The 24,095-nt window shown below is 69.6% G+C and carries 19 protein-coding genes; 12 read left to right on the forward strand and 7 right to left on the reverse strand.

From position 1 onward, the window contains the following. The first annotated feature begins 141 nt into the window (after window positions 1-141). Window positions 142-1,152 carry a trypsin-like serine peptidase gene (locus GXK59_RS12680; RefSeq protein WP_160667252.1) on the forward strand — a complete coding sequence of 337 codons (1,011 nt, stop codon included), beginning with the start codon at window positions 142-144 and terminating at the stop codon, window positions 1,150-1,152. A gap of 372 nt (window positions 1,153-1,524) precedes the next feature. Next, entirely contained in the window at window positions 1,525-3,231 is a 1,707-nt protein-coding gene (locus GXK59_RS12685) for a glycoside hydrolase family 3 protein (protein WP_160667254.1), read from the forward strand. Between the two features lie 52 nt (window positions 3,232-3,283). Here GXK59_RS12685 and GXK59_RS12690 read toward each other — a convergent pair whose 3' ends face one another. From GXK59_RS12690 to GXK59_RS12700, 3 genes are all read right to left on the reverse strand, one after another. Continuing rightward, window positions 3,284-4,150: a MurR/RpiR family transcriptional regulator gene (locus tag GXK59_RS12690; protein WP_160667256.1), complete on the reverse strand. Its 867-nt coding sequence runs from the start codon at window positions 4,148-4,150 to the stop codon at window positions 3,284-3,286. Between the two features lie 70 nt (window positions 4,151-4,220). Next, the gene (locus tag GXK59_RS12695; RefSeq protein ID WP_160667258.1) at window positions 4,221-5,816 is read right to left on the reverse strand and encodes a serine hydrolase domain-containing protein; all 1,596 of its coding nucleotides are present in this window, start codon (window positions 5,814-5,816) and stop codon (window positions 4,221-4,223) included. Beyond that, window positions 5,813-7,180 (reverse strand): M20/M25/M40 family metallo-hydrolase, encoded by a 1,368-nt coding sequence (locus GXK59_RS12700; RefSeq protein ID WP_237393876.1) that lies wholly within the window; start codon window positions 7,178-7,180, stop codon window positions 5,813-5,815. Before GXK59_RS12700 ends, GXK59_RS12695 begins: the two co-directional genes overlap by 4 nt. Before the next feature lie 309 nt (window positions 7,181-7,489). On the opposite strand from GXK59_RS12700, the gene GXK59_RS12705 reads away from it, so the two are divergent. From GXK59_RS12705 to GXK59_RS12735, 7 genes are read left to right on the forward strand one after another with little or no spacing between them, the layout of a single operon-like run. Beyond that, window positions 7,490-9,295, forward strand: a complete 1,806-nt coding sequence (locus GXK59_RS12705; RefSeq protein WP_160667260.1) for an ABC transporter substrate-binding protein — start codon at window positions 7,490-7,492, stop codon at window positions 9,293-9,295. Window positions 9,296-9,297: 2 nt separating this feature from the next. Further along, window positions 9,298-10,374 (forward strand): ABC transporter permease, encoded by a 1,077-nt coding sequence (locus GXK59_RS12710; protein WP_160667262.1) that lies wholly within the window; start codon window positions 9,298-9,300, stop codon window positions 10,372-10,374. Beyond that, window positions 10,371-11,273 carry an ABC transporter permease gene (locus GXK59_RS12715; RefSeq protein WP_160667264.1) on the forward strand — a complete coding sequence of 301 codons (903 nt, stop codon included), beginning with the start codon at window positions 10,371-10,373 and terminating at the stop codon, window positions 11,271-11,273. Before GXK59_RS12710 ends, GXK59_RS12715 begins: the two co-directional genes overlap by 4 nt. Then, complete coding sequence (locus GXK59_RS12720) at window positions 11,273-12,976, forward strand: dipeptide ABC transporter ATP-binding protein (protein WP_160667266.1); 1,704 nt, start codon at window positions 11,273-11,275, stop codon at window positions 12,974-12,976. The genes GXK59_RS12715 and GXK59_RS12720 overlap by 1 nt, the downstream gene beginning before the upstream one ends. Beyond that, window positions 12,973-13,938, forward strand: coding sequence for a S66 peptidase family protein (locus GXK59_RS12725; RefSeq protein WP_160667268.1), 966 nt, complete (start codon window positions 12,973-12,975; stop codon window positions 13,936-13,938). Before GXK59_RS12720 ends, GXK59_RS12725 begins: the two co-directional genes overlap by 4 nt. Then, on the forward strand, window positions 13,938-15,035 hold the full coding sequence (locus GXK59_RS12730; RefSeq protein ID WP_160667270.1) for a serine hydrolase domain-containing protein: 1,098 nt from the start codon (window positions 13,938-13,940) through the stop codon (window positions 15,033-15,035). Before GXK59_RS12725 ends, GXK59_RS12730 begins: the two co-directional genes overlap by 1 nt. Before the next feature lie 9 nt (window positions 15,036-15,044). Then, window positions 15,045-15,869, forward strand: a complete 825-nt coding sequence (locus GXK59_RS12735) for a serine hydrolase (protein WP_237393877.1) — start codon at window positions 15,045-15,047, stop codon at window positions 15,867-15,869. A gap of 40 nt (window positions 15,870-15,909) precedes the next feature. Here GXK59_RS12735 and GXK59_RS12740 read toward each other — a convergent pair whose 3' ends face one another. Both GXK59_RS12740 and purH read right to left on the reverse strand, forming a co-directional pair. After that, on the reverse strand, window positions 15,910-17,049 hold the full coding sequence (locus GXK59_RS12740; RefSeq protein ID WP_160667272.1) for a dipeptide epimerase: 1,140 nt from the start codon (window positions 17,047-17,049) through the stop codon (window positions 15,910-15,912). Between the two features lie 26 nt (window positions 17,050-17,075). Then, window positions 17,076-18,761 carry a bifunctional phosphoribosylaminoimidazolecarboxamide formyltransferase/IMP cyclohydrolase gene (purH, locus tag GXK59_RS12745; RefSeq protein WP_160667274.1) on the reverse strand — a complete coding sequence of 562 codons (1,686 nt, stop codon included), beginning with the start codon at window positions 18,759-18,761 and terminating at the stop codon, window positions 17,076-17,078. Between the two features lie 163 nt (window positions 18,762-18,924). On the opposite strand from purH, the gene GXK59_RS12750 reads away from it, so the two are divergent. Next, window positions 18,925-20,277 carry an MFS transporter gene (locus GXK59_RS12750; RefSeq protein WP_160667276.1) on the forward strand — a complete coding sequence of 451 codons (1,353 nt, stop codon included), beginning with the start codon at window positions 18,925-18,927 and terminating at the stop codon, window positions 20,275-20,277. A 90-nt stretch (window positions 20,278-20,367) separates the two neighbouring features. Here the strand turns inward: GXK59_RS12750 and purN are convergent, their stop codons facing one another. Continuing rightward, window positions 20,368-20,940 carry a phosphoribosylglycinamide formyltransferase gene (gene purN / locus GXK59_RS12755; RefSeq protein ID WP_160667278.1) on the reverse strand — a complete coding sequence of 191 codons (573 nt, stop codon included), beginning with the start codon at window positions 20,938-20,940 and terminating at the stop codon, window positions 20,368-20,370. 39 nt (window positions 20,941-20,979) lie between these two features. On the opposite strand from purN, the gene GXK59_RS12760 reads away from it, so the two are divergent. Continuing rightward, the gene (locus GXK59_RS12760; RefSeq protein WP_160667280.1) at window positions 20,980-21,408 is read left to right on the forward strand and encodes a hypothetical protein; all 429 of its coding nucleotides are present in this window, start codon (window positions 20,980-20,982) and stop codon (window positions 21,406-21,408) included. A gap of 13 nt (window positions 21,409-21,421) precedes the next feature. Here the strand turns inward: GXK59_RS12760 and GXK59_RS12765 are convergent, their stop codons facing one another. Further along, window positions 21,422-22,738 (reverse strand): cell division protein PerM, encoded by a 1,317-nt coding sequence (locus GXK59_RS12765; protein ID WP_160667282.1) that lies wholly within the window; start codon window positions 22,736-22,738, stop codon window positions 21,422-21,424. A 178-nt stretch (window positions 22,739-22,916) separates the two neighbouring features. Between GXK59_RS12765 and GXK59_RS12770 the strand changes: the two genes are divergently transcribed. Then, window positions 22,917-24,026, forward strand: coding sequence for an acyltransferase family protein (locus GXK59_RS12770; protein WP_237393878.1), 1,110 nt, complete (start codon window positions 22,917-22,919; stop codon window positions 24,024-24,026). Window positions 24,027-24,095: the final 69 nt, after the last annotated feature.

Below are 24,095 nucleotides of genomic sequence, written 5' to 3' on the forward strand. Positions count from 1 at the left end.
CCCCACATTCCATGACGACCGCAACATGGCATGACAGAAGTTGACAAGATGCTTTACAGATTCGTCAAAGTCCCGTAGTTTCGTTCCCATCACAGCGGCCATCAACGGCGGCCGCCCCGCTTTCCACCGGTTAGGACACCCATGAGAACACCCAAGACTCTGGCCACCAGCCTTCTCACCCTCTCGGCAGCGGCGCTGTTGGCGCTGGGCGCTGCGGGCGCAGCGACCGCCGCCCCGGCTTCAGGCAAGGCACCGACGGAGACGTCGGGCGTCAGCAGCCACGCCGTCGTCGAGACCGGCGGAGCGGAGTACTGGACGGAGGAGCGGATGCGCAACGCCATCCCCGGTGACGTGCTGGCCGACAAGGCAGTGCAGCGCGGCGCCAATTCCAAGGCCGCCCTGAACCGCCCGGCGGAAGCGGGAGCACCAAGCACCGTCGAGGCCCTGGCCCCGAGCCGGCAGGCGAAGGAAGTCCAGCCGCTCCAGCCGAGGGCCAATGCGAGCGAAACCCCGGTCAAGCACATCGGCAAGGTCTTCTTCACCCTCGGCGGCACCAACTACGTGTGCTCCGGCAACTCGGTCTCCTCCACGAACAAGAGCACCGTCTCCACGGCCGGGCACTGCGTCAACGAGGGCCCCGGCGCTTTCGCCACCAAGTTCACGTTCGTCCCCGCCTACCTCAACGGCTCCGCCCCCTACGGCATGTGGACGGCCAAGGCCCTCTACGCCCCGACCCAGTGGAGCTCCGGCGGCGACATGACGTACGACACCGGCTTCGCGGTCATGAACACCCTCAACGGCCAGAAGCTGGCGGATGTCGTGGGCGCCTCGGGCGTGCAGTTCAACGCTGCCCGCGGCCTGAGCTACAAGTCCTTCGGCTACCCGGCGGCGGCACCCTTCAACGGCGAGTCCCTGAAGAGCTGCAGCGGCACCGCCACAAACGACCCGTACAACCCGCAGTTCAACTCCCAGGGCATCCCCTGCAACATGACCGGCGGATCCTCGGGCGGCCCGTGGTTCATCGGTTCCAGCTCCACCGGCTACCAGAACTCGGTCAACAGCTACGGCTATGGCAGCAATTCCACCACGATGTACGGTCCGTACTGGGGCTCCGTCGTCCAGCAGGCCTACAGCACGGCGGCAGCTGCCTAGGACAGCCAGCCACACCACCAGCGCGGGGTCACATGCGGCCCATCTCCAGCAGCGGGGATGGGCAACGGTGGCCCCGCGTTGCCGTTTAACCCCGGCGCCACCGCGGGACATGCCCTCCGCGCAGACCCAGGGCTGGACACAATCCCATTCTGCCCACTCCTTGGCGCGAACAATGGGCATGTCCCGCGCGCGGGCTGGCCGCACACAGGCTGGCCCTCCCCGGGCACCACGCAACATGTCCCCGGCACCACGGGACATGCACTCCGCGCCGACCCAGGGCTGGACACAATCCCATTCTGCCCACTCCTTGGCGCGAACAATGGGCATGTCCCGCGGGGTTCCGGGTCCGGGGCTCTGGGTAGGGTGGGGCGCATGACAATCCGGGACGAGACCAAGACGTTCGAGACCTCGGGCGGCCCGGGCACCTCCGCCGGCGATACTGCGGGAATCAGCCAGGAAGGTACGCGCGGCGCCCGCCACGCGGAGCTCCTCCGGCTGGTCAACGCCGTGATCTGGCCGGGATTCTGCGGCCAGACCGTGCCGCAGTGGCTCGCGGCCGCCCTGCGCCAGGGCGTTGCGGGCGTGGTCTACTTCAGCCAGAACATCGACCCCGACGACCCGGCCCAGCTGGCCCGGCTCTCGGCGTCCGTCAGGGATGCCAACCCCCTCGCGGTCATCGGCAGCGATGAGGAAGGCGGGAACGTCACCCGGCTGGAGTCCCGCCTCGGCTCGTCGATTCCCGGTGCCGCCGTGCTCGGCTGGATCGACGACGCCAGTGTCACCGAGGCCGCCGGCCGCGCCATCGGCGAGATGTGCCGGAACGCGGGAATCAACCTGGTCCTGGCACCCGTGGCCGATGTGAACACCAATCCCCTGAACCCCGTGATCGGTGTGCGGTCCTTCGGCGACCGGCCCGGGCTTGCAGGCAGGCACACGGCGGCCATGGTCACCGGGATCCAGTCCGCGGGAGTCGGGGCCTGCGCCAAGCACTTCCCCGGCCACGGCGACACCAGCGCAGATTCCCACCTGGAACTCCCCACCCTGCGGCAGACGCTTGACGAGATCAAGGCCGGGCACCTGCCGCCATTCCGCGATGGCGTCGCCGCCGGGGTCAAAGCCGTCATGACCGCCCACATCGTGGTCCCCGGGCTCGGACCGGCCCCGGCAACCCTGAACCCTGCGGCCGGTTCGCTGCTGCGCGGCCTGGGATTCGAGGGCCTGCAGATCACGGACGCGTTGGACATGGCGGCCATCCGCGCCACCACCGGGTCCGGCCGCGGTGCCGTCCTGGCCGTTCTGGCCGGAGCTGACCTGCTCTGCCTCGGCAACCCGGCGACGTCCGGGGATGGCGTCGACGCCGCCACCCGCAACGACGACGGCGACGGCGACGGCGGCATCCGTCCCGACGAGGCCGCCTACCTCGAGGTGCGGGACGCCCTGCTGGCAGCCGTGGCCGACGGCACCCTCACCGTGGAGCAGCTTCGGGACGCCGGGCGCCGGGTGGCGGACTTCGCCCACTGGGCCGGGGACGCCTCGGCTGCGGCAGCGGCACGCCCCACACTGCCGGTTCCGGACTGGGTGGCGGCCGCCGCCGGAGCCTGCAGCTTTAGCCACCCCGCCGGAACAGGCGACGACGCCGGGACAGACCAAGTGCAACCCGTAGTACTGCCGCCGGGGACCAGAAAGGTGCTGCTGGTCGACGCAAGACGTGGCCAGAACCAGGCCGCCGGACGCACCTCGGACCTCTTTGCCGCGGCCCTGGCGGACTACGTCACGGTGGCGCCGCTGCCGGCCTCGGACCTCCCCGGCGCCGGACGTCGGCACACACACCACGACACGCCAGCCCACGGGGAGTCGGTCGTGGTCCTTGTTGGGGGCCTGGCCGCCGGGAGCCCCGGGCTCGCCGCGGCGGAAGCCGCCCGGGCCATCCCCGGGGCCGTCTGCATCAACACCGGCGTCGCGGCGCCACCGGACCCGCCGCTGCCCACGCTCAACTGCTTTGGCTCGTCCCGGGCAACGGCGCAGGCAGTGGCCCGGATCCTGTGCGCGGCCGGACCGGCCGAACGCCGGACCGTTTAAGCGCCCGGGCCAAGCGCCGGGCCGGCCAGGCCCGTCCGCGTGAAGACGACGGCTAGTGGCTCGGCCCCGGCCGGCCCAGCACGGCCTCGCGGGTGGTCTCCAGCGCCTCGAGCGTGGCCCCGTAGCTCAGCCGCGCCACACTGACAAAGAGACAGTCCACCACGGAGAGCTGGGCAATCCGGGACACCATCGCGCCGGAACGGAATGCCGTCTCCCGCACCACGGTGAACAGGCTCAGGTCTGCTTCATGGACGATCGGAGAGGCTGCGGCATTGCTGACCGCCACCGTCGTAGCTCCCGAGGCCTTGGCCCGGCGGAGGAATTCCAGGGTCTCCCGGGTCCGGCCGCTGTGCGAAAAGGCAATCGCGACGTCCTCCGGACCCATGAGGGATGCCCCCATCAGCGCGTCATGCTGGTCGCGGAACGACGTCGCCTGCCGCCGGATCCGGAAGAGTTTGTAGCGGAGGTCATCCGCGACGATGGCCCCGGCGCCCACCCCGTAGATCAGCGTGTGCGGCGCAGCATTGATCTTCTCCGCGACAGCGCCGAGGACGTCGAGGTCAAGGCCGTCCAGGGTCTCCTGGATGCCCATGGTCTCGGTGTACCGGACTTTGGCGACGGCGTCCGCGAGGGAATCCTCCGGCCGGATGTCCTCGCCGAATTTCTTCCCCATCGCCCCCGTGCTGTGCTCCCGGCCGATTTCCGTGGCCAGGGCCAGCCGGAGCTGGACGTAGCCGCTGAACCCAATGGCGCGGCAGAACCGCACCACGGACGGTTCCGAGGTGTTGCACATGGTGGCGAGCTCGGAGATGGTCAGTCCCAGCACGACACCCGGGTCGGCGACGATCACCTCGGCAACGCGCCGTGCGGCGGGCGCCAGCGAGGGCAGGAGGGAATGAATGGTGGACTGGATACTCACGTACGGCTCCCCTGGGCCCGGGCCCTGCGCTGCGGTCCCTGAGGCGCCGGCCGCCCAGGGTTCTCGGATTCTATGTCCTGACGGGCGCCACGGCATCGACCGGCGTGGACGTGACGGCCGAGAACGTCAGGCTCTGCACCCTGGGGACCGCCTCGGGGGTCATCGACAACTCGCAGTGGAGGCCGCCGCGGGATCCGGGAATCACCCAATCGAGCCTCGCCGCCGTCACGCTGAGGCCGGGCTCCGACGCGCCGTGCCGCAGCGGCCCTACAGTTGCGAGCGCCAGCTGGAGCCGGTGTCGCCTGTCCGCGATCGCTTCATCCAGCTCGACATTTCCGGCGAAGACCGAGCGCGCCAGTCCGTCATCCCACGCTTCCACCAGACGTTCGACGACGGCGCGCGCCGCCAGCGTTTCCGGCCACGGGGTCACCCCGGCCCGTGCGGGCTCCTCGGCGGCCGGTGTCGCGGGTTCGCCGGAAGAGCGGCCGCCGGAAGGGGCGGTCTGACCATCCAGCACCCCGCCGAGCACTTCGCGGACCAGCCCGCCGACCTTCGCGTAGCTGGCATTCTCGAAGCCGACGACGGCGCTCCCGCTCGCGGGGTGCCACGTCATGTGCGAGCTGAAGCCCGGATAGCCGCCAGAGTGGCCGATGACCAGTCCCCGGTCCGGGTCCTCCAAGATCCGGAGCCCAAAGCCATACCCCCCGATGCCGGCCACCGCGCCGGTCCCGCCAGACCCGCCGGTCCCCTCCGGGACGAGGTTCTCCGGGCCGGAATACCGGTGCAGCTGCTGCATTTCCCGACGGCTTGCCCGGCTCAGTGGTTCCCCGGCGGGCTCCGGCCCGTCGGTGAAGCCGTCGGCGAGCCAGTCCGCCCAGCGGCCGAGGTCCTTGAGTGTGCTGAAGAGCCCGCCGATGGCCGAGAAGGCGCCGGGTCCGCTGAACGGCTGCGGTTCCCACGCCTCGCCGCAACGGCAATAGCCCTGGGCCACTCCCCCGGCCGCCCGGACGCGCGCGTCGAAGCCGGTGCTCCACAGCCCCAGCGGCCCCAGCAGCTCCTCCCGGACAACCTCGGTGTAGTCGCGTCCGGCTGCCGCCGTGATGACCGCTCCGAGCATGGCGTAGCCGAGGTTCGAGTATTCGTAGGCCGTGCCGGGCGTGCGGACCAGGCGGACCCCGGCCCGGAGCAGCGCCTCGAAGTCCGTGCCGGACATCGCTTCCTGCCGGTCGGCCCAGGGATCGTCGGTGGGCAGGCCGCCGGACATGGTCAGGAGCATCCGCAGGGTCAGCGGACCGTTGGGCATGTCCTCCCCCGGGCCGATCAGCCGGAGGTAAGGCAGGTGGGCCGAGACCTCGCTGTCGAGGTCCAGGAGCCCGCGGTCCCGCAGGATCAGGACGGCGGCAGCGGTGAACGATTTTGTGCAGGACGCGATCCGGAAGGCGGTGTCGGCCCGCGGCGGACGGCCGGCCCCATCGATGCCGCCGCGCAGGACGGTGGCCCGCAGCTTCCCTCCGGTGAAAACGCCGACGGCGAGCGCCGGGGCCGTTCCGGCAGCGGCGCGGTCCGCTGCCAAGGCATCAAGGCGCGCCGCCAGGGAAGCCCCAGCCCGGTCCCGGAAATCCCTGTCGGGCTGCCCGTCCACACCTGCGGCCGGCCGGGGACTCATACGTTCTCCAGGAAGTCCTGCAGGATGAGCTGCCCGCTGCGGACACTCGCCACCGGGACACGCTCGTCCACACCGTGCACGCCGTCCACGGTCCGGCCCCCGGGGTCGGCGCCCAGTGGCGCGAAACCGAAGCAGGAAATCCCCAGCCGGGCGAACGCCTTGGCATCCGTCCCGCCGCCCATGCAGTACGGCACCACGACGGCGGCCGGGTCGTGCCGCAGCAGGGCACTGCTCATCGATTCGAACCAGTGCGAGCCCGCGTCCGATTGGGTCGGCGGCTGGTGCGAGAGGAATTCCCGCGTGATCCCCGGCCCCAGCAGCGCATCGATGGTCTCCATGGTGGATTCCTCGGTCCCCGGCAGGCAGCGGATGTCGATGTCGGCTTCGGCAACGCCCGGGATGACGTTGACCTTGTAGCCGGCGCGCAGCACTGTGGGGGTGGAAGAGCAGCGTATGGTCACCCCCGCCACGGTACCCGCCGCCCCCATGGCGTCAATAGCCAGCCCGACTCCTGCCTCGGTCTCCAGGTCGGCGTTGTGCCCCAGCGCCGCAGAGGTCTGTTCGATGTAGGCGCGCACGGCCGGCGTGAGGGTGAGCGGCCAGCGGTGGCTTCCCACCCGCTCGAGCCCGGAGATGAGGGTTTTGACGGCGTTGGCGGGCACCGGGCGGGAGCCGTGGCCCGAGTTCCCTTCGGCGCGGACCCGGATGTGCAGGGTGCCGCGCTCCGCCACCGCCACCGGGTACAGCCGGACCGGGGCGCCGTCGACGGCGGTAAGGAGCGTGGCGTGGCCGCCGGACTCGCCGATGGCAGCCCCGACGCCGTCGAACAGTTCGGGGTGCTCGGCCACCAGCCAGAGCGCGCCATGGTCGCCTTTGTCCTCCTCGTCTGCCACGAACGCCACGACGATGTCCCGCAACGGCCGGGTTCCGGCTGCCGACCACTCAAGCAGGGTCGCGAGGGTCATGGCCACCATGTCCTTCATATCGGAGGCACCCCTGCCGTGGATGTAGCCGCCGTCGATCTCGCCGGAGAACGGATCGCGGCTCCACTGCTCCGGTTCGGCCGGCACAACGTCGAGGTGGGCGTGGACCAGCAGGCCCGGCAGCGACCGGTCCGTGCCCTCGATCCGCACCACCACCGAGGCACGTTCCGGCGAGGGTCCCAACAGGAGGGGGGTGTAGCCGGCGGCCTCCAGCAGCGAGGCAATGTATTCCGCGCACTCCCGTTCCCCGGCGCTCCTGCCCTCCCCGTGGTTGGTGGTGTCGAAGCGGATCAACCGGGCGCACAGCGCGGCCGCGTCGATGGGCGGAGCAGCCGCCGGTCCAGGGGTGGTCGTCGCAGTGCTCGGCGCATTTATGGTCACGGTTGGGTCTCCCTGGATGGTTTTCTGAACACCTCGGCTATAGGGTGAGCGTAAGTGAATTGCATCACGTTATTCAATCCGGTAATTCATTTACATGCTGGTTACATCCGCGACACAACTCCCGGATACCTTGAAGCCGTCCCCCGGCCCAGCCAGGGGATACTGCGCCAGCCGCCACCAGACGCACTGATCACAGCACCACGATGATCACTGAACCACTAGGGGAACGCGATGACACCGACACGGACCGCGACAGCACCGACACCACCGCCGGGAAGCAGGAAACCGGGAGGCAGGACACTGTCCGGGATGCGCCTTCCGGCGGCCCTGGCTGCCGCCGTCGTCGCCCTCGCCCCGGCCGTCATGGCCGCACCGGCAACGGCCACCACCTCCAAGGCGAGCAGCACCACCCTCAAGCTCGCCCTGACCGGCGACATTGACTCGCTCAACCCCTTCAAGGCGATCCTCTCCAGCAGCACCGGCATCCTCGCCCTGCAGTACCAGTCCCTGGTGGCTTACGGGCCGAAGAACAACGAGGACATCCCCAGCATGGCGGACAAGTGGGAGACCTCCACCGACGGCAAGGTCTGGACCTTCCACCTGCCCAAGGACCGCAAGTGGTCCGACGGCCAGCCGATCACGGCCAAGGACGGCGCCTGGACCTTCAAGGCCATCCAGACGAACGACCAGCTCAAGCAGGCCAACGGCTCGCTCCTGTCCTCCGTCGCCGCGGTGGAAGCCAAGGACGACGAAACGCTCGTCATCACGCTCAAGGCCCCGCAGGCCCCCAACCCGGGAACCCAGCTCCCGATCATGCCCGAACACGTCTGGTCCAAGGTCGAGAACCCGGCCACGTTCGCCAACGACAAGGATTCGGTGGGCTCGGGCCCCTTCACGGTCACCAGCTACGACAAGGCAGCCGGCGTCACGATGAAGTCCAACCCCTACTACTGGCGGGGCAAGGCCAAGATTGACGGCATCACCTACGCGCCCTACAAGAACAGCGATGCCGCTGTGCAGGCCCTCAAGACCGGCGAAGTGGACCTGATCAGCGGCCTGACGCCGGCCCAGTACAAGGCCCTGCAGAACCAGCCCGGCATCACCACCAATGCCGGCACCGGCCGCCGCTACCAGGCCATCGGCATCAACCCCGGCACGCAGACCCCCGACAACACCCCCATCGGCGACGGCAGCCCCGCGCTGCACGACGTCGAACTGCGCCGCGCGATCGTGATGGCGGTCGACAACAAGACCCTCCTCGACAAAGTCCTCCAGGGCCTCGGCCAGGAGGCGACCGGCGAGGTTCCGCTGGCCTACCCGCAGTACAACTGGGACACCAAGGACCTGCCGCTGAAGTACAACCCGCAGGGCGCCAACGAGCTGCTGGACAAGGCGGGCTACACCAAGGGCGCCGACGGGATCCGCCTGGACAAGTCCGGGAACCCGCTCAAGCTGCGCCTGATGGGCCGCAACACCGATCCCACGCACCAGCAGATGGCCGACTACGTCAAGCCGTGGCTGAAGGAAATCGGCATCGACGTCACCACCGTGATGAAGTCCTCCGCCCAGGTCAACGACGACTCCACGGTGGGCAACTACGACCTCTACTTCACCGGCTGGGGCATGGGACCGGACCCGGACTTCCAGCTCTCCATCAACACCTGCGCCTCCCGCCCGAACGCTGACGGCACCGGCGCCACGTCGGAGAACAACTACTGCTCCCCCGAGTTCGACGCGCTCTTCAAGAGCCAGCACGAGGAACTCGACCAGGCCAAGCGCAGCGCCCTCGTCAAGCAGGGCCAGGAAATGATCTACAACGCCGCCGTCAACAACGTCATGTACTACGCCAACACGCTGGAGGCGTACCGGTCGGACAAGTTCCAGCCGTTCGTCACGCAGCCGGAGAAGGGTGGCGTCATCACGGGCCAGAACGGTCCGTGGGGCTACTACAGCGCCACGCCCGTCGGCATGAACACCGGCACCGGCACTGATGAGGCCTCCGCCGGCTTCAACCCGGCCACGGTGATCGTGCCCGCCGTCGTGGTCCTGGCCCTGGCCGCCGGCGGATTTGTGCTCTACCGCCGCCGCAGCGTGACTGCAGGAGACCGCGAGTAACAATGGAATCAACGCTCAGTGAACCCGTCCTCGGAGGGGCAGTGCCCGCACCGGCTGCCCCTCCCGGCGGGGCCCCGGCAAAGGATACCGACGAACCCCGGCGCGGGGGCTCCTGGCTGCGCTACATCGGCGCGAAAGCCGGCGGCGCGGCGGTGTCCCTGGTCATGGTGGTCCTCCTTGGCTTTTTCGCCTTCCGTATCCTGCCGGGCGACCCGGTCCGCTCGCTGGCGGACGGCCGGCAGGTCACGCCGGAGCAGATGGACATCCTGCGCCGGCAGTACGGCCTGGACCAGCCGCTCCCGGCGCAGTTCTGGCGGTACCTGACGGACCTGTTCCAGGGCAAACTGGGCGATTCCTACACCTACAACCGGCCGGTGATGGAGCTGATCCTGGACCGGATCGGCCCCACCCTGCTGCTCACCGGCACCGCCGCCGCGCTGTCCGTTGTCCTGGGCCTCTGGCTCGGGCAGCGGGCCGCGTGGCGGCGCGGCAGCCGCTTCGACAAGACCCAGACCGGCCTGGCCCTGGTCTTCTGGTCCGTCCCCACGTTCTGGCTGGGCCTGCTGATGCTGCTGGTTTTCGCCGGCGGGCTGCACTGGTTCCCGACCGGCGGCATGGTCACCGCGGGCGTCCGGGCCACCGGCTTCGAGTACGCCTGGGACGTGGCCCGCCACATGGTCCTGCCGGTCCTGACCATGGTCGCCGTCGTCTATGCCCAGTACCTCATGGTGATGCGGGCCTCCCTGCTGGAGGAAATGAGCGCCGACTACCTCGTCACCGCGCGGGCCAAGGGCCTGCGGGAGGACGAGGTGCGGCGCAAGCACGCCGTCCCCAACGCGCTGCTGCCCACCGTGACGCTGATCTTCCTGACCCTCGGCGGGCTGGTCGGCGGGGCCGTGACGGTGGAGACGGTCTTCTCCTGGCCGGGCCTGGGCTACCTGACGTTCCAGGCCCTATCCGCCCCGGACTTCCCGCTGCTGCAGGGAACCTTTGTTGTCTTCTCCTCGATTGTGATCATCATGAATTTCTTCGCCGACATCGTCTACCGCCTCCTCGACCCCCGGCTGCGTGCCTCATGAGCACTCTCACGACCAGCCGGCGCAGTGTGGCCACCGCCCGCCGGGTCCAGCGCCTCCGCGAGGTGTGGGCGGAGTTTGCCGCCAACCGCGCCGGGCTGATCGGGCTGGTCCTGCTCGGCGTCGTGATCCTGCTGGCCTTCCTGGCCCCCGTGCTGGCGCCGGAGGAAACACTCAACGTCACCCGGATCACCTCGGCCCAGAACGAGCCGCCCACCTGGGCGAACCCGCTGGGCACCGACCCTGCCGGACGGTCCATCCTGGCGATGCTCGTCTGGGGTGCCCGGATCTCGCTGCTGGTGGGCTTCGCCGCCACCGCCGTGTCCATGCTGATCGGCACCGTGGTGGGCATGGCGGCCGGGCACTTCACCGGCGTCACCCAGGGCGTGCTGATGCGCGTCATCGACTTCTTCCTGGTGGTCCCCAGCCTGGTCCTGGCGATTGTGCTGTCCTCGGTGATCGGTCCCGGCGTCGCCACGATCGTGATCGCCATCGGGATCACCTCCTGGGCCGGCACCGCCCGCCTGGTCCGCTCCCAGACGCTCAGCGTGGAGTCCCGCGCGTACATCGAACGCAGCTGGGCGCTCGGCGCCTCCGACGCGCACATCATCGGCAAGCACGTGCTGCCGGCTGTGATGCCGCTGGTCCTGGCCAACACCACCCTCACCGTCGGTTCGGCCATCATCGCCGAATCCACGCTGTCCTTCCTCGGCATGGGAGACCCCGGGCAGATCTCCTGGGGCTCCATGCTGAAGGCCGCCCTGGACACCGGCGCCGCCACCGGCGGCTACTGGTGGTTCGTGCTGACCCCCGGCATCGCCATCGTCCTCGTCGTGCTGTGTTTCACCCTGGTGGGCCGCGCCTTCGAGTCAGTCATCAACCCGACCCTGAGAGGCCGCTAATGCCGCGTCTTGAATTCAAGGACCTCCGCGTCACCTACGCCACCCAGGGCGAGGACGGCCCCCGCACCCTGACGGCGGTCGACGGCGTCAACCTCGTTGTCGAGCCCGGCTCAACCCTGGGCCTGGCCGGCGAATCCGGCTGCGGCAAATCCACCCTTGCCATGTCCGTGCTCCGGCTGCTGCCCGCCAACGCCAAGGTTGAAGGCAGCATCCTGCTCGGCGAGGAGAACGTCCCGGACCTGAGCTGGGGCCGGCTCCGCACGGTCCGCTGGACCGAGGCCTCCATCGTGTTCCAGGGTGCCATGCACTCACTTAATCCGGTCCGCAAGGTCCGGGAGCAGATCGCTGAAGCCCTCCGCATCCACGCCAAAGCGCTCCCCTACAAGGACGAGGCCGCGCGGGACGCCCGGGTTGACGAACTGCTGGAACTCGTGGACCTCTCCGCGGCCAAGGGCGCCTCCTACCCGCATGAACTCTCCGGCGGACAGAAACAGCGCGTCATGATCGCCATGGCCCTGGCCTGCGACCCCGAGCTCATCATCGCCGACGAACCCACCACTGCCCTGGACGTCATCGTGCAGGCCCAGGTCCTCAACGTCCTCACCGCCCTGGTGGCCTCCCGCGGGCTGTCCCTCATCATGATCAGCCATGACCTCTCCGTCCTCGCGGCCACGTGCGAGCGGATCGTCGTGATGCAGCAGGGCAAAATTGTGGAGGACGGACCCTCCGCGGACGTCATGCGCACCCCGCAGCATCCGCACACCCAGGCCCTCGCCGCCGCGTTCCCGCTGATCGGCGACCCGGCGTCCCGGCTCCGGCTGCCCGGCTACACCGCACCGGACGCGCCCGGCGCGACGCCGCTGGAAAAGGCCGGCACGTTCACGGCCCCGGACCCGGCGGACGTTGTGCTCGAGGCCCGGAACCTGTCGGTGACCTTCGCCGGCCGCGGCGGCAACGTCAAGGCTGTGGACTCGGTGAACCTCACGTGCGGCCGCGGCGAAATCGTGGCGCTCGTGGGACAGTCCGGCTCCGGCAAGACCACTCTGGCCCGCACCATGCTGGCCCTGCCGCGGCCGACGTCGGGCGAGGTGCTGTTCGAGGGCAAGGCCCTCTCCCACAACCGGAAGGCCCTGAAGGACTACCGGCGCAGCGTCCAGTTCGTGCTGCAGGACCCCTCCGCGGCACTGAACCCGAAGCACTCGGTCTACGAGGCCGTCGCCGAGGGTCCCCGGCTGCACAAGCTGCCCGGCAACGAGCGGGAGACCGTCACCGCGGCCCTGCGGAAAGCGGAACTGAACCCGCCGGAGCGCTTCCTCGCGGCCATCCCCCAGGAGCTCTCCGGCGGGCAGCGCCAGCGCGTCGTCATTGCTGGCGCCCTGGCCCTGGACCCGGAATTCCTGGTCGCCGATGAGCCCGTGGCCAGCCTGGACGCCTCCGTGCGCGCCGAAATCCTTGCCCTGCTCCTGCGGCTGCGCTGCGAGCTGGGCCTCGGCGCCCTGGTCATCACGCACGACCTCGGCCTGGCCTGGAATATCGCCGACCGGGTTGTGGTGATGTTCGAAGGCCGGATCGTCGAGGAAGGCCGGGTCGAAGATGTGCTGCTGAACCCGCAGCACGAGTACACCCGGAAGCTGCTCAGCGTGGTGCCCACCAACAACGTTGTGGAGGACGACGCCAGCGTCGCGATCGGTGCCGGGTCATGACGGCACCGCTGGGCATGTCCCCCGCCCCGGGCGCCGTCCCTGCAGCCGTCCCGGCCCTGGCACCGCTCAGGCCCGGGGACCGTGTGGGGCTCGTGGCGAGCTCGGGGCCGCCGCTGCCGGCGATGCTGGAGCGGTCCGTGGCGCTGCTGGAATCGTGGGGGCTGGTGCCGGTCCCCGGGCAGCACCTCCGGGCGACGCACCCCCGCGCGGCGTACCTCGCCGGCGGGGATGCCGAGCGGGCCGCCGATCTGCAGGACGCCTGGTGTGATCCGACGCTGTCCGCCGTTTTCGTGATCCGCGGCGGCTACGGCGCCGTGCGGCTGCTGGACCTGCTCGACGTCGACAAGCTCCGCGCCGCTGCCCCGAAGCCGCTGTTCGGGTCCTCGGACGTCACCGGGATCCACGAGTTCTGGGCCGAACGGCTGGACATGCCCTCCTGGTTCACGCCGATGCTCGCCACCGGCGCGCTGCTCGATGACCCCGCCGCGGCCGCGAGTTTGAAGCAGGCCGTGTTCGAGCCGTTCACCGGCCGCCGGTACACGGCGGACGCGGCCGAGACCCTCGTGCCCGGCACCGCCCGCGGAAGCCTGACCGGCGGGAACCTGAGCCTGCTCGCGATGACCCTCGGCGCCCGGGGCAGGCCGCCCCTGGACAACGCCGGCCGGATCGGCCTGCTGGAGGATGTCACGGAGGCGCCCTACAAGATTGACGGGATGCTCCACTCGCTGCTGCGGGCCGGCTGGTTCGACGGGCTGGCCGGGCTCGCCCTGGGCTCCTGGCAGGACTGCGGGGATCTGGCCGAGGTCAAGGACCTCTGCGCCGAGCTGCTCGCCCCGCTGGGGATCCCGCTCGTCTGGGAACTCGGTTTCGGCCACGGACCGGCGGCGCACAGCATTCCGCTCGGGGTCCATGCCACGCTGCACGCGCCCGCGTCCGGCCGGCCCAGCCTGGTGCTCGGCTGATGGCCCGGCACGGCCGGCTGCACGCCGAGCTCCAGCGCCTGCTCGACTCCGCAGTGAAGGATGGCATCACGCCGTCGGCGGTCTGCGCCGTCGCGGTCGGCGGCGAACGGCTGCCGGTCGTTACGGCCGGTGACGCCGTGCGCTTCGGCGCTGACGGCGTCGAACTCCCGGAGGGACAGCGCACCGCGGCCGACGCCGGGACGTACTACGACCTCGCCTCCGTCACCAAGGTCTTCACCGCGGTCACCGCGCTGGCGTTGGTCGACGGCGGCGTCCTGGCGCTCGACGAGGCGGTGCCGGTCCCGGTGGGCGGATCCGGAGTGACGCTCCGCCAGCTCCTCACCCACACCTCGGGGCTGCCCGGGATCTGGGAGGGCTGGCGCGGACCGCTCGCCGCCGGAGCGGGTTTCGACCGGCGGGAGCTGATCGTGGACCTCCTCGCCCTGGAGCCTGTGCACCCGCCGGGGACACGCTTTGAGTACTCCTGCGCCGGGTTCAACACCATCATGGCCGTCGCCGAGCACACCACGGGACGGTCCTGGCCGGAGCTGGTCGCGGAGCATGTCCTCTCCAGGCTGGCCCCGGACACCGCGGTGGGCTTCGTCCCGGACCCCGGCCGCACCGCCGCGACCGAATACCAGCCCGAACACGGCCGGGGCATGATCCGAGGCACCGTGCACGACGAGGCAGCATGGTCCCTCGGCGGGGCCAGCGGCAACGCCGGAATGTTCGGCACCGCCCCGGCGCTGCTGGACTTCGGCGAGGCACTGCGGGCCGGCCTGCCCGGCATTCTCTCCCACGCGACGGCGGACGCCATGTGGACGGACCAGCTCCCGGCGGTGCTGGGCGCGTCCCTGCGGACGTCCGGCACCGAATTCGGGCACGGGCTTGGGCTGCGGATCGGGCAGGCGGCGTGGATGGGTTCCCCCGCCGCCCGCGGCCACAACGGTTTCACCGGGACCTCGCTGCTGGTCGACCGCGATGCCGGAATCAGCGTCGTCCTGCTGGGCAACCGGGTCCACCCCCGCCGCGAGCTCTCCGATTTCCAGCCCGTCCGCCTGGCCGTGTCCCGCGCGGTCTACGCCGCCCTCAGCTAGGAGCATCCCGTGCCTGTTCGTTCCGACTACAGCGACGGTGTCCCCGCGATCGCCTACTGCCTCACCGCGATGGACGGCACCGTCCTGGCCCACCGGGACGCGGACCTGCCCTTCTATTCCGCGAGCACCATCAAGCTCGGCGTGCTGGCGGCGGCCATCCAGGCGGTGGAGCGCGGCGCCCTGGATCTGGAGCAGCCGGTCATCGCGGCGCACACCTTCCCCTCCGCCGCCGGCGGCGGGGAGACCTTCAGCTTCGAGCCCGGGGAGCGCGACGCCGGCATGCCCGCCCCCGGAACCGCCATGCCCCTGCGCGCCGTGCTGCGCCGCATGGTCACCGTCTCCTCGAACGAGGCCACCAATCTGGCCGTGCAGCTTGTCGGGCTGCCGGCGGTCAACGCGGCCCTGTCCGCCTGCGGCGCCGGCTCGTCCCGGATGGAGCGGCTGATCGGTGACATTCCCGCGCTGCGGGCCGGGCTGAGCCATCAGGTTACGGCCCGGGACCTGACCGCAGTCGTCCGGGCGATCGTGACCGGGGCCGCCGCCGGGCCGGTGCTCACCGCGCTCATGACGGAGTGGCTCGTCGCGCAGGAGTTCGGCGATCTCGGCGCGGAACTGGACGCCGCAGGGGCCGACGTCGTCTGGGGCAGCAAGTCGGGCTGGGTCACCGGGATCCAGCACGACGTCGCGTTTGTCGCCCCGCGCAGCGGCCCGCTCAGTGCGGGCTATGTGCTGGCGGTCTGCACCCGCGCGTACGACGAACAGGACGCACCGCCGGCCATCCGGTCGATCTCGCGGCTGGCCTGGGAACTGCACGGGGTGAAGGTGACGGGGTGAAGGTGACGGTGTGAGGGTGACGGTATGAAGGGGACGGCCCTCAGCTGAGCCCGGTGATCCCGAGCCCGGGCGCCGGGGCAAGCCTGATGGTCCGGCCGCTGTAGCCGGCGCCGCCGTGCACGGGGGACGCGGCCAGCCAGAGTCCGCCGTCGAGGTCCTGTGCTGCGGACCGGCCTGTGGCGGCCGGGAGCAGCGAGGCGAGCGAGGCAGCGGCGGCGATCCCCACCGGGCTCTCCAGCATGCAGCCGATCACCACACCCAGGCCCTCGGCCCGGGCGCGTTCCAGCAGCCTGCGGCCGTGGCGCAGCCCGCCGGATTTGGCCAGTTTGATGTTGACCAGGGGCGCGGCCCGGTGCGCGAGCAGCCGGTCCAGGTCCGCGAGGGTCCAGAGGCTTTCATCGGCCATGACCGGGGTGTCGACGGCGGCGCTGACCTGCGCCAGTGCCGCCCAGTCACCGGCCGGTACGGGCTGTTCCGCGAGCTCGATCTCCAGCCCGGCGTCCTCGAGTTGCCGGATGATCCGGATGGCCGTCCCGGCGTCGAACGCCTGGTTCGCGTCGATCCGCAGTATGACGTCCGGCCCGGCGGCCGCCCGGACCGCCCGCATCGAGGCGAGGACATCCATCCGGGCATCCAGTTTCACCTTCAGGCAGCGGAAGCCGGCGGCCGCGTGCACCGCCGCCTTCGCCGCGAGTTCCTCCGGCGGCGCGACGGAGAGCGTCATGTCCGTCTCGACAGTTGCTCCCGGAGCGGCTCCGGGAGCAACTCCGGGCCCGGGCTCAGACGCAGTGCCGGCTCCAGTTCCGGCTCCGGCGCCGCCGAGGTACGCGCCGAGTGTCAGCCCGAGCTGCTGGGCGGCCAGATCATGCAGGGCACAGTCCACCGCCATCCGGGCAGCTGCCGGTTCACTGCTGTGTTCCAGCCTCGCCAGGACGCCGTCGAGTTCCACTGTCCCCAGCACCAGGGCAGCCAGCGGACCCTGGATGCTGGCCACCGCCTGCTCGGTGGAGAGCCGGGTGACCCGGCTGATCGGCGCCTCGCCCCAGCCGCTGCGGCCGTCGGAATCGACGGCTTCCACGAGCACTGTCTCGAGTTCCGTCGCGCTGCGCACCGCGGTGGTGAAGTGCCCCACCAGCGGCACGCGGACGCGGTGGACGCGCAACACTGTCAGCCTGGCCATCGGCTCCCCCTGCCTGTTCGTCCGGCTTAGTGGAAGAAGTGCCGGGCGCCGGTGAAGTACATCGTGATGCCGGCGGCGTTGGCCGCGGCGACGACTTCCTCGTCCCGGACCGAGCCGCCGGGCTGGACGACAGCGCGGACGCCGGCGTCGATCAGGATCTGCAGTCCGTCGGCGAACGGGAAGAACGCGTCCGACGCCGCCACGGCGCCGCGGGCACGCTCCGGTGCACCGCTGGCATCGGCATTCGAGGCACCGCCCGCACCGTCGACGTCGGAGTCCACGCTCACGCCGAGCGAGTTGGCGCGCTCGACGGCGAGCTTGCAGGAATCGAGCCGGTTGACCTGGCCCATGCCGATGCCCACGGCCGCGCCGTGGTCTGCCAGCAGGATGGCGTTGGACTTGGCCGCGCGGCAGGCGGTCCAGGCGAAGGCGAGGTCCGCCAGGGTCTCGGCGTCGGCGGCAACACCGGCGGCGAGGGTCCAGTTGGCGGGGTTGTCGCCCTCGGCGTCGACCTTGTCCGTGGCCTGGACCAGCATGCCGCCGGAGACCTGGCGGAACTCGGTCGGGTAGCGGCCGTAGCCCTCGGGCAGAGCGAGGAGGCGGATGTTCTTCTTCTTGGAGAGGATTTCCACGGCCTCGTCCTCGAAGCCCGGGGCGATGACGACCTCGGTGAAGATGCCCGCGACGGTCCTGGCCATGCCGGCGGTGACGGTGCGGTTGGCCGCGATCACGCCGCCGAACGCGGACACGGGATCGCAGGCGTGGGCCTTGGCGTGGGCTTCCGCGATCGGGTCCGCCGCGGAAGCGGACCCCACTGCCACACCGCAGGGGGTGGCGTGCTTGATGATCGCGACGGCGGGCTCGGCGAAGTCGAACGCGGCGCGCAGGGCGGCGTCGGCGTCGACGAAGTTGTTGTAGCTCATGGCCTTGCCGTGCAGCTGGTCGGCCTGGGCGATGCCGGCCGGGGCGGCCCTGTCCACGTAGAGGGCGGCCTGCTGGTGCGGGTTTTCGCCGTAGCGCAGCACCTCGGAGCGCTCCAGGGCCAGGCCGGCGTACGCGGGCCAGTCGATGAGGCCGTCGCCGTCCTCATCGAGGAACTGGCTGGCGGTCCAGGTCGCCACGGCGGTGTCGTAGGACGCGGTGTGCGCGAACGCCTTGGCGGCGAGCCGGCGCCGGGTCTTCAGGTCAAACCCGCCCGAGGCGGCGGCAGCAACGACGTCGTGATAGGACGACGGGTCAACCACAATGGCGACGGCGGCGTGGTTTTTCGCGGCGGAGCGGACCATCGCGGGGCCTCCGATGTCGATCTGCTCGACGACGTCGTCCTGCGCGGCGCCCGACTTCACGGTGTCCACGAAGGGGTAGAGGTTCACGACGACGAGGTCGAACGGCTCGATGTCCATCGACGCGAGCGTGTCCATGTGGGCCGGGACGCGGCGGTCGGCGAGAATGCCGCCGTGGACGCGCGGGTGGAGGGTCTTGACGCGGCCGTCCAGCATTTCCGGGGAGCCGGTGACTTCTTCGACTTCCTGCACCGGGATGCCGGCGGCGGCGATCTTCTTGGCGGTGGAACCGGTGGAGACGATCTTGACGCCGGCGTCGTGCAGGCCCCTCGCGAGCTCCTCCAGACCGGTCTTGTCGTAGACCGAAATCAGGGCCCGGCGGATGGGAACACGGTCGATGGATACACGGTCAAGCGGCGTGAAGCTCACAAAAGTCTCCGTCTTATATCGCGGCGGGGCCGCGGGTGGTGGGGATGGGGCCAGTTTATCGCGTCGACGCCCTGTGCCTTCCCGCGGGGCTGCCCGCGCGCCGGAGTATGAAGCGCAGCGCACCGGCGGATGGCCACGTAGAGTTTTCCCAGGAGGCTGAGAGATGAATACGTACACCACTGTGCCCAGCGGCGAACAAGTGGTCCAGGAACTGCCGTGGCGCTGGAAGGTGCAGGGCCGGATCTTCCTGATCGGCGGCCTGGGCTTTATGTTCGACGCCTGGGACGTCACGCTCAACGGCATCCTGATTCCGCTGCTGTCCAGGCACTGGTCCCTCACACCGGGCGAGGCCGCCTGGATCGGCGCCTCGAACCTGATCGGCATGGCCCTGGGCGCCTTCGTCTGGGGCACCATCGCGGACACCATCGGACGGAAGAAGGCCTTCACGGCCACGTTGCTGATCTTCTCGGTCTTCACCGTGCTCGGCGCGTTCTCCCCCGACTTCCTCTGGTTTGTCGCGTTCCGCTTTATGGCCGGCTTCGGTTTGGGCGGCTGCATCCCGGTGGACTACGCGCTGGTGGGCGAGTTCACCCCCCGCAAGCAGCGCGGCAGGGTCCTCACCGCGATGGACGGCTGGTGGCCGATCGGGGCGGCGCTGTGCGGCTTCGTCTCCGCCGGGCTCGTTGCGGCGTTCGCGGACTGGCGGCTGACCATGCTGGTGATGGTGCTTCCGGCGCTGCTGGTGTTCTGGATCCGCCGCAGCGTCCCGGAATCCCCGCTGTTCCTGATCCGCAAGGGCCGCCGGGACGAGGCCGCCAAGGTGATCGACGACCTCGTCGCGGCCACCGGCGCCGAACCCCGCGTCTACAGCCTGCCCGAGCCGCAGGATGCTCCGCGGCTCTCCGCCGGGAGCGCCTGGACGCAGTTGCGCGCGCTCTGGCAGTACGACTGGAAAATCACGACGGCGGCCTGGTCCCTGTTCTTCTCCATCCTGCTGGTCTACTACCTGTCGCTGACCTGGATGCCGCGGATCCTGATCGGCGCCGGCTTCGAGGAATACAAGGCCTTCCTCACCACCGCCTCCATGGCCGCCGTCGGGCTCCTGGGCGTGGTGGTGGCCGCGCTGCTGGTGGAGCGCGTGGGCCGGAAATGGATCCTGGCGATCACCGGCCCGCTGTCCGCGCTGACCCTGGTGATCGTGGCGATCGTGGTGGACATCCCGACGGCGGCCGTGTTCTGGCTGCTGGTCTTCGGCTTTGTGGTGCAGGTGGCCATCCCGGTGCTCTACGCCTATGTCTCCGAGCTGTACCCGACCGAGCTGCGTGGCTCAGGCTTCGGCTGGGCGTCGACGTTCTCCCGGCTCGGCGCGGGGTTCGGCCCGCTGGTCTTCGCGGCCTTCCTCTGGCCGGAACTGGGACTCGCGACCTCGTTCGCCCTGGCCGGCGCTCTGGTGCTGGTCTCCGTGCTGTGGATGGCGTTCTTCGCCCCCGAAACCAAGCAGCGCCACCTCGAATAGCCCGCCCGTCAACTTCCCGGCGGTTGCGCTATCACTTGTGGTGCTTCTGGGCCTCGGAGGAGCACCACAAGTGATAGCGCATCGAGGCGGTCAGGGCGTATGTGCAGCAGCCAGGGCAGCCAGCGTCGAGACCAGCAGGCGGCGCTCGACGACCTTGATCCGCTCGTGCAGGGAATCCTCGGATTCGCCCTCGGCAATCGCCACGGCCTCCTGCGCGATGATGGGCCCGGTGTCCACCCCGGCGTCGGCCCAGTGGACGGTGCAGCCGGTGACTTTCACGCCATAAGCCAGTGCGTCGCGCACCCCGTGGGCGCCGGGGAACGACGGCAGCAGGGCCGGGTGGGTGTTGAGGTACTTGCCACCGAATGCGTCGATGAAGTCCGCGCTGACAATCCGCATGAACCCTGACGACACGACGACGGCCGGAGAATACGCGGCCACGGCCTCGGTGAGCGCGGCGTTCCAGGCGGCCCGGTCGGGGTAGGCCTTGAAGTCCACCACGAAGGTCGGGATTCCGGCGGCGGCCGAGCGCTCCACCCCGTAGGTTCCGGGCCGGTCCGCGCCGACGGCGGCGATCTCGACGTCGAGCCTGCCCTCCTGAACGGCGTCGATGACGGCCTGAAGGTTGGAGCCGGTGCCGGAGACGAGGACTACGATGCGCATTGTCCTAGCTTATGGGGCCGCTCGCGTAGGCTGGAAAACATGAATCCCCCGAACGACTCCGCCGGCAGCCCGGGCAGCCAGCACCCGCTCAGCGACGCGGCCAAAGCCTCGCAGGCGAAAACCCACAATCTGTTCCGCAGCTTCATCGTGGCGGTGCTTGGATCGTTCTTCGTCTACCAGCTGGACATCAACTACCTCTGGCTGAGCGCACTCCTGACGGTGATCGCCATCATGCTGGGCATCATGGTGCTGGTCCGGTACGCCAGGCTCAAGGAATCCAAGCTGGTGCTGTTCGGGACGATTTCCGGGATGGTGGTCCTGGCCGTCCAGGTGCTGCTGCTCCTGACCTCGGCGCTGTTCTTCACCCAGGTCCGGGACTACCAGCAGTGCAGCCGCCAGGCCCTCACCCAGCAGGCCGCCTCCATGTGCCAGACCCAGCTGGAAAAGTCACTGCCGCAGTTCCGCTAGGCGCGGGGCCGCGTTACAGGGAAGCCGACTCAAGGTCCGCTTCGCGCAGCTTCTGCTGGCGTTCCAGCCACGGTCCCGCGGCGTAACCGATCACGACGCCGATCGCCACCTCCGCGGCCACGAACAGTGCCGTGCGGAGCGGGTCGGGGCCAATCTCGGTGAGCCGTCCGATGCCCGCGGATCCCCCGGCCAGCCAGGCCAGGCCTGCCGCGAGCAGCCCGGCGACGCTGCCGACCATCACGCCGAGCGACAGCGTGGAGACCGTGGCAGTGAACCAGCGGGCGTGGACCTTGATGGAGAGCCATTCGTCAAAGTGGTTCTCTCCTTCGCGCAGGAACCACCAGCCCGCCAGCGTTCCGGCGAGAACCGGCACCACCAGCACGGCCATGCCGTAGTCCAGCGACCCGGCCGGCAGCGCCGCGAACACGGGGATCGACGGCAGGGGGCCGACCGCAGTGCCGAGCGCCCCGGTCTGGGAGCCGACGCCGAGGGCGACGCCCGCGCCGGAGGTCCAAGCGAGCGCGAACACGGCCAGGTTGGGCAGGAAGCCGAGCTGCGCAATGGTGAGCACGGCACCTCCCAGGGGTCCGGCGTCGAGCGCTTCATAGACCGCGATCACGAGGTTCCAATGGATGAACAAAGTGGCGGCGAGGAGGGCGCAGGACATCGCCAGGCTGGCCATCAGCGCCACGAAGCCGGCTTTGACGGCGGACCCGAGGTAGGAGCCGGCCCAGCGCGAATGCTGGCTGGTGCGGGAAAGCCAGGCGACAGCGTCGACGCCGATCAGGCGGCTCCAGGAGCCGGCTTCACGGCGCGCGCCAATCACCATGCCGAGCCCGAACGGAATCAGGGGTATGAGGGCGGCGGACCAGAGGCCCACGCCGACGTCGGGGGTGCGGCAGATGAAGCCGGTGGCCAGGCCGAAGCCGGCGTACATCAGCCAGGAACCGAGCAGCGCCTGCCAGAGCTGGTCGGTGTAGGACGCCCGGGCGAGCCGGCGGCCGGCGCGCCAGGCGAGCAGGAACGGAATCAGGGTCAGCCCGAGCGGGGTAAGCGACAAGACGCCGGCCTGCGGCTGGGCCACCGAGCCCATGCCCGCGGTGTCGAGCAGCAGCGGAACGCCGTGGATCAGGAGCCAGGCCTGGCCGGCGAGGCGGGCCAGGGCGTCGGTGGCGCCGTTCTGGAACCCGGCCGTGGCCCACACGGCGACAATCGGCAGGGCCACCGCCAGGGCTGAGATGATGGCTGCCTGCGCGGATTCGAGGGCTCCCTGCAGCCACAACGGCATCGGAAGTCCACGTTCCCCGGTCTGATCAGCGCGCAGTTTCATCGTGTTCCATGGTGCCATGTGCGGGGCGCGCCACCGGGATCCGACAGGCTCTTGCGGAAAATCAGGAGGGGGCGCCCCTGAAGTGTGGGACACACGCCGTTTGCGGGCCCACCAACCAGTCCGAAACTCTGCGACCCCGGCTATGCTCGCACCATCATTGGTTGGGGCGGGGGCTGCAGTGGCATTGAGTGACGGGCGTGTTCATCTACGGAGCCTGACGGGTTTTCGTTTCTACGCAGCGATGGCGGTGGTTCTCTACCACGTGGCGCTCTACTTCCCTGGCCTCGGGCACACCCTTGATGTCTTCGGATACGGGTTCGCGGGGGTGAGTTTCTTCTTTATCCTGTCCGGGTTTGTTTTGACCTGGTCTCATGGTGCTGGGGATCGGGCGGGGAAGTTCTACTGGAATCGCGTCGCCCGGGTTTGGCCCCTCCATGCCTTGACCACATTCCTGGCAGTCCTCGCTCCACCGTTGGCATCCACAACGACCATCTGGCCGGCCCTCCCGTTCGTCCTGACCCTCACCCAGTCATGGTTCCCCGGGGGCGGATTCGTCACGGCATTCAACGGAGTGTCCTGGTCGCTCTCCTGCGAGGCCTTCTTCTACCTGCTGTTCCCGCTGCTCATCAAGGGACTTCGAAACCACCGAAGGCCGGAACTTGTCGCCGGCGCCCTGTTCACTGCCATGGTCGGCGTCGGAATTGCAGTCTCGGTGTCAGTACCGGGGCCGGTCGCGGGCTACCTGCTCGGTTGGTTGCCGCTCTATCGTCTCGGTGAATTCGCTTTGGGCATCTGCCTTGCGCTGCTGATCAAGAACGGATGGCGTCCGCGGTTTACGCTGGGCCACGCCGTCGGCCTTACCGGTTTCCTCTACGCATCACTGCTCGCAGCATCCTTGATCACGTCCGGCACGCCTGGTTCCGCGCCCGTAACCTATGCCGACCTCACCATGATGCCCGGGTTCCTGGCCATGATAGCGGCGGCCGCCGCGTCTGATCTGAAGGACAAGGCCAGCAGCCTCAGCTCGCACACCATCGTCCGGTTGGGGCAATGGTCGTTCGCGCTCTACTTGGTTCACGAACTGGTCATCCGCATGGTCAGGCCACTCGTGGACGGGTCACCGATTGGGACCGTGTTCATCGCGTCCGCGCTTGTCATTGCAGCCTCTGTCCTTCTCTCCGGCGCGTTACACGAACTGGTGGAAAGGCCTGCTGAGCGCTGGCTCAGAGCGTGGAGAACCAGCGGGAGAGCGCGCATCGGACAGGATCAAGGTCCGGCACTCCCCTAGACGACCGGTGCCATTCAGGGCTCTACGACAGCGCTTTTTTCCCTACCCGGCCGTAAAATTGTAATGTCC

The organism is Pseudarthrobacter sp. ATCC 49987 (genome assembly GCF_009928425.1).
In the GTDB taxonomy this organism is placed as follows: Bacteria; Actinomycetota; Actinomycetes; order Actinomycetales; family Micrococcaceae; genus Arthrobacter.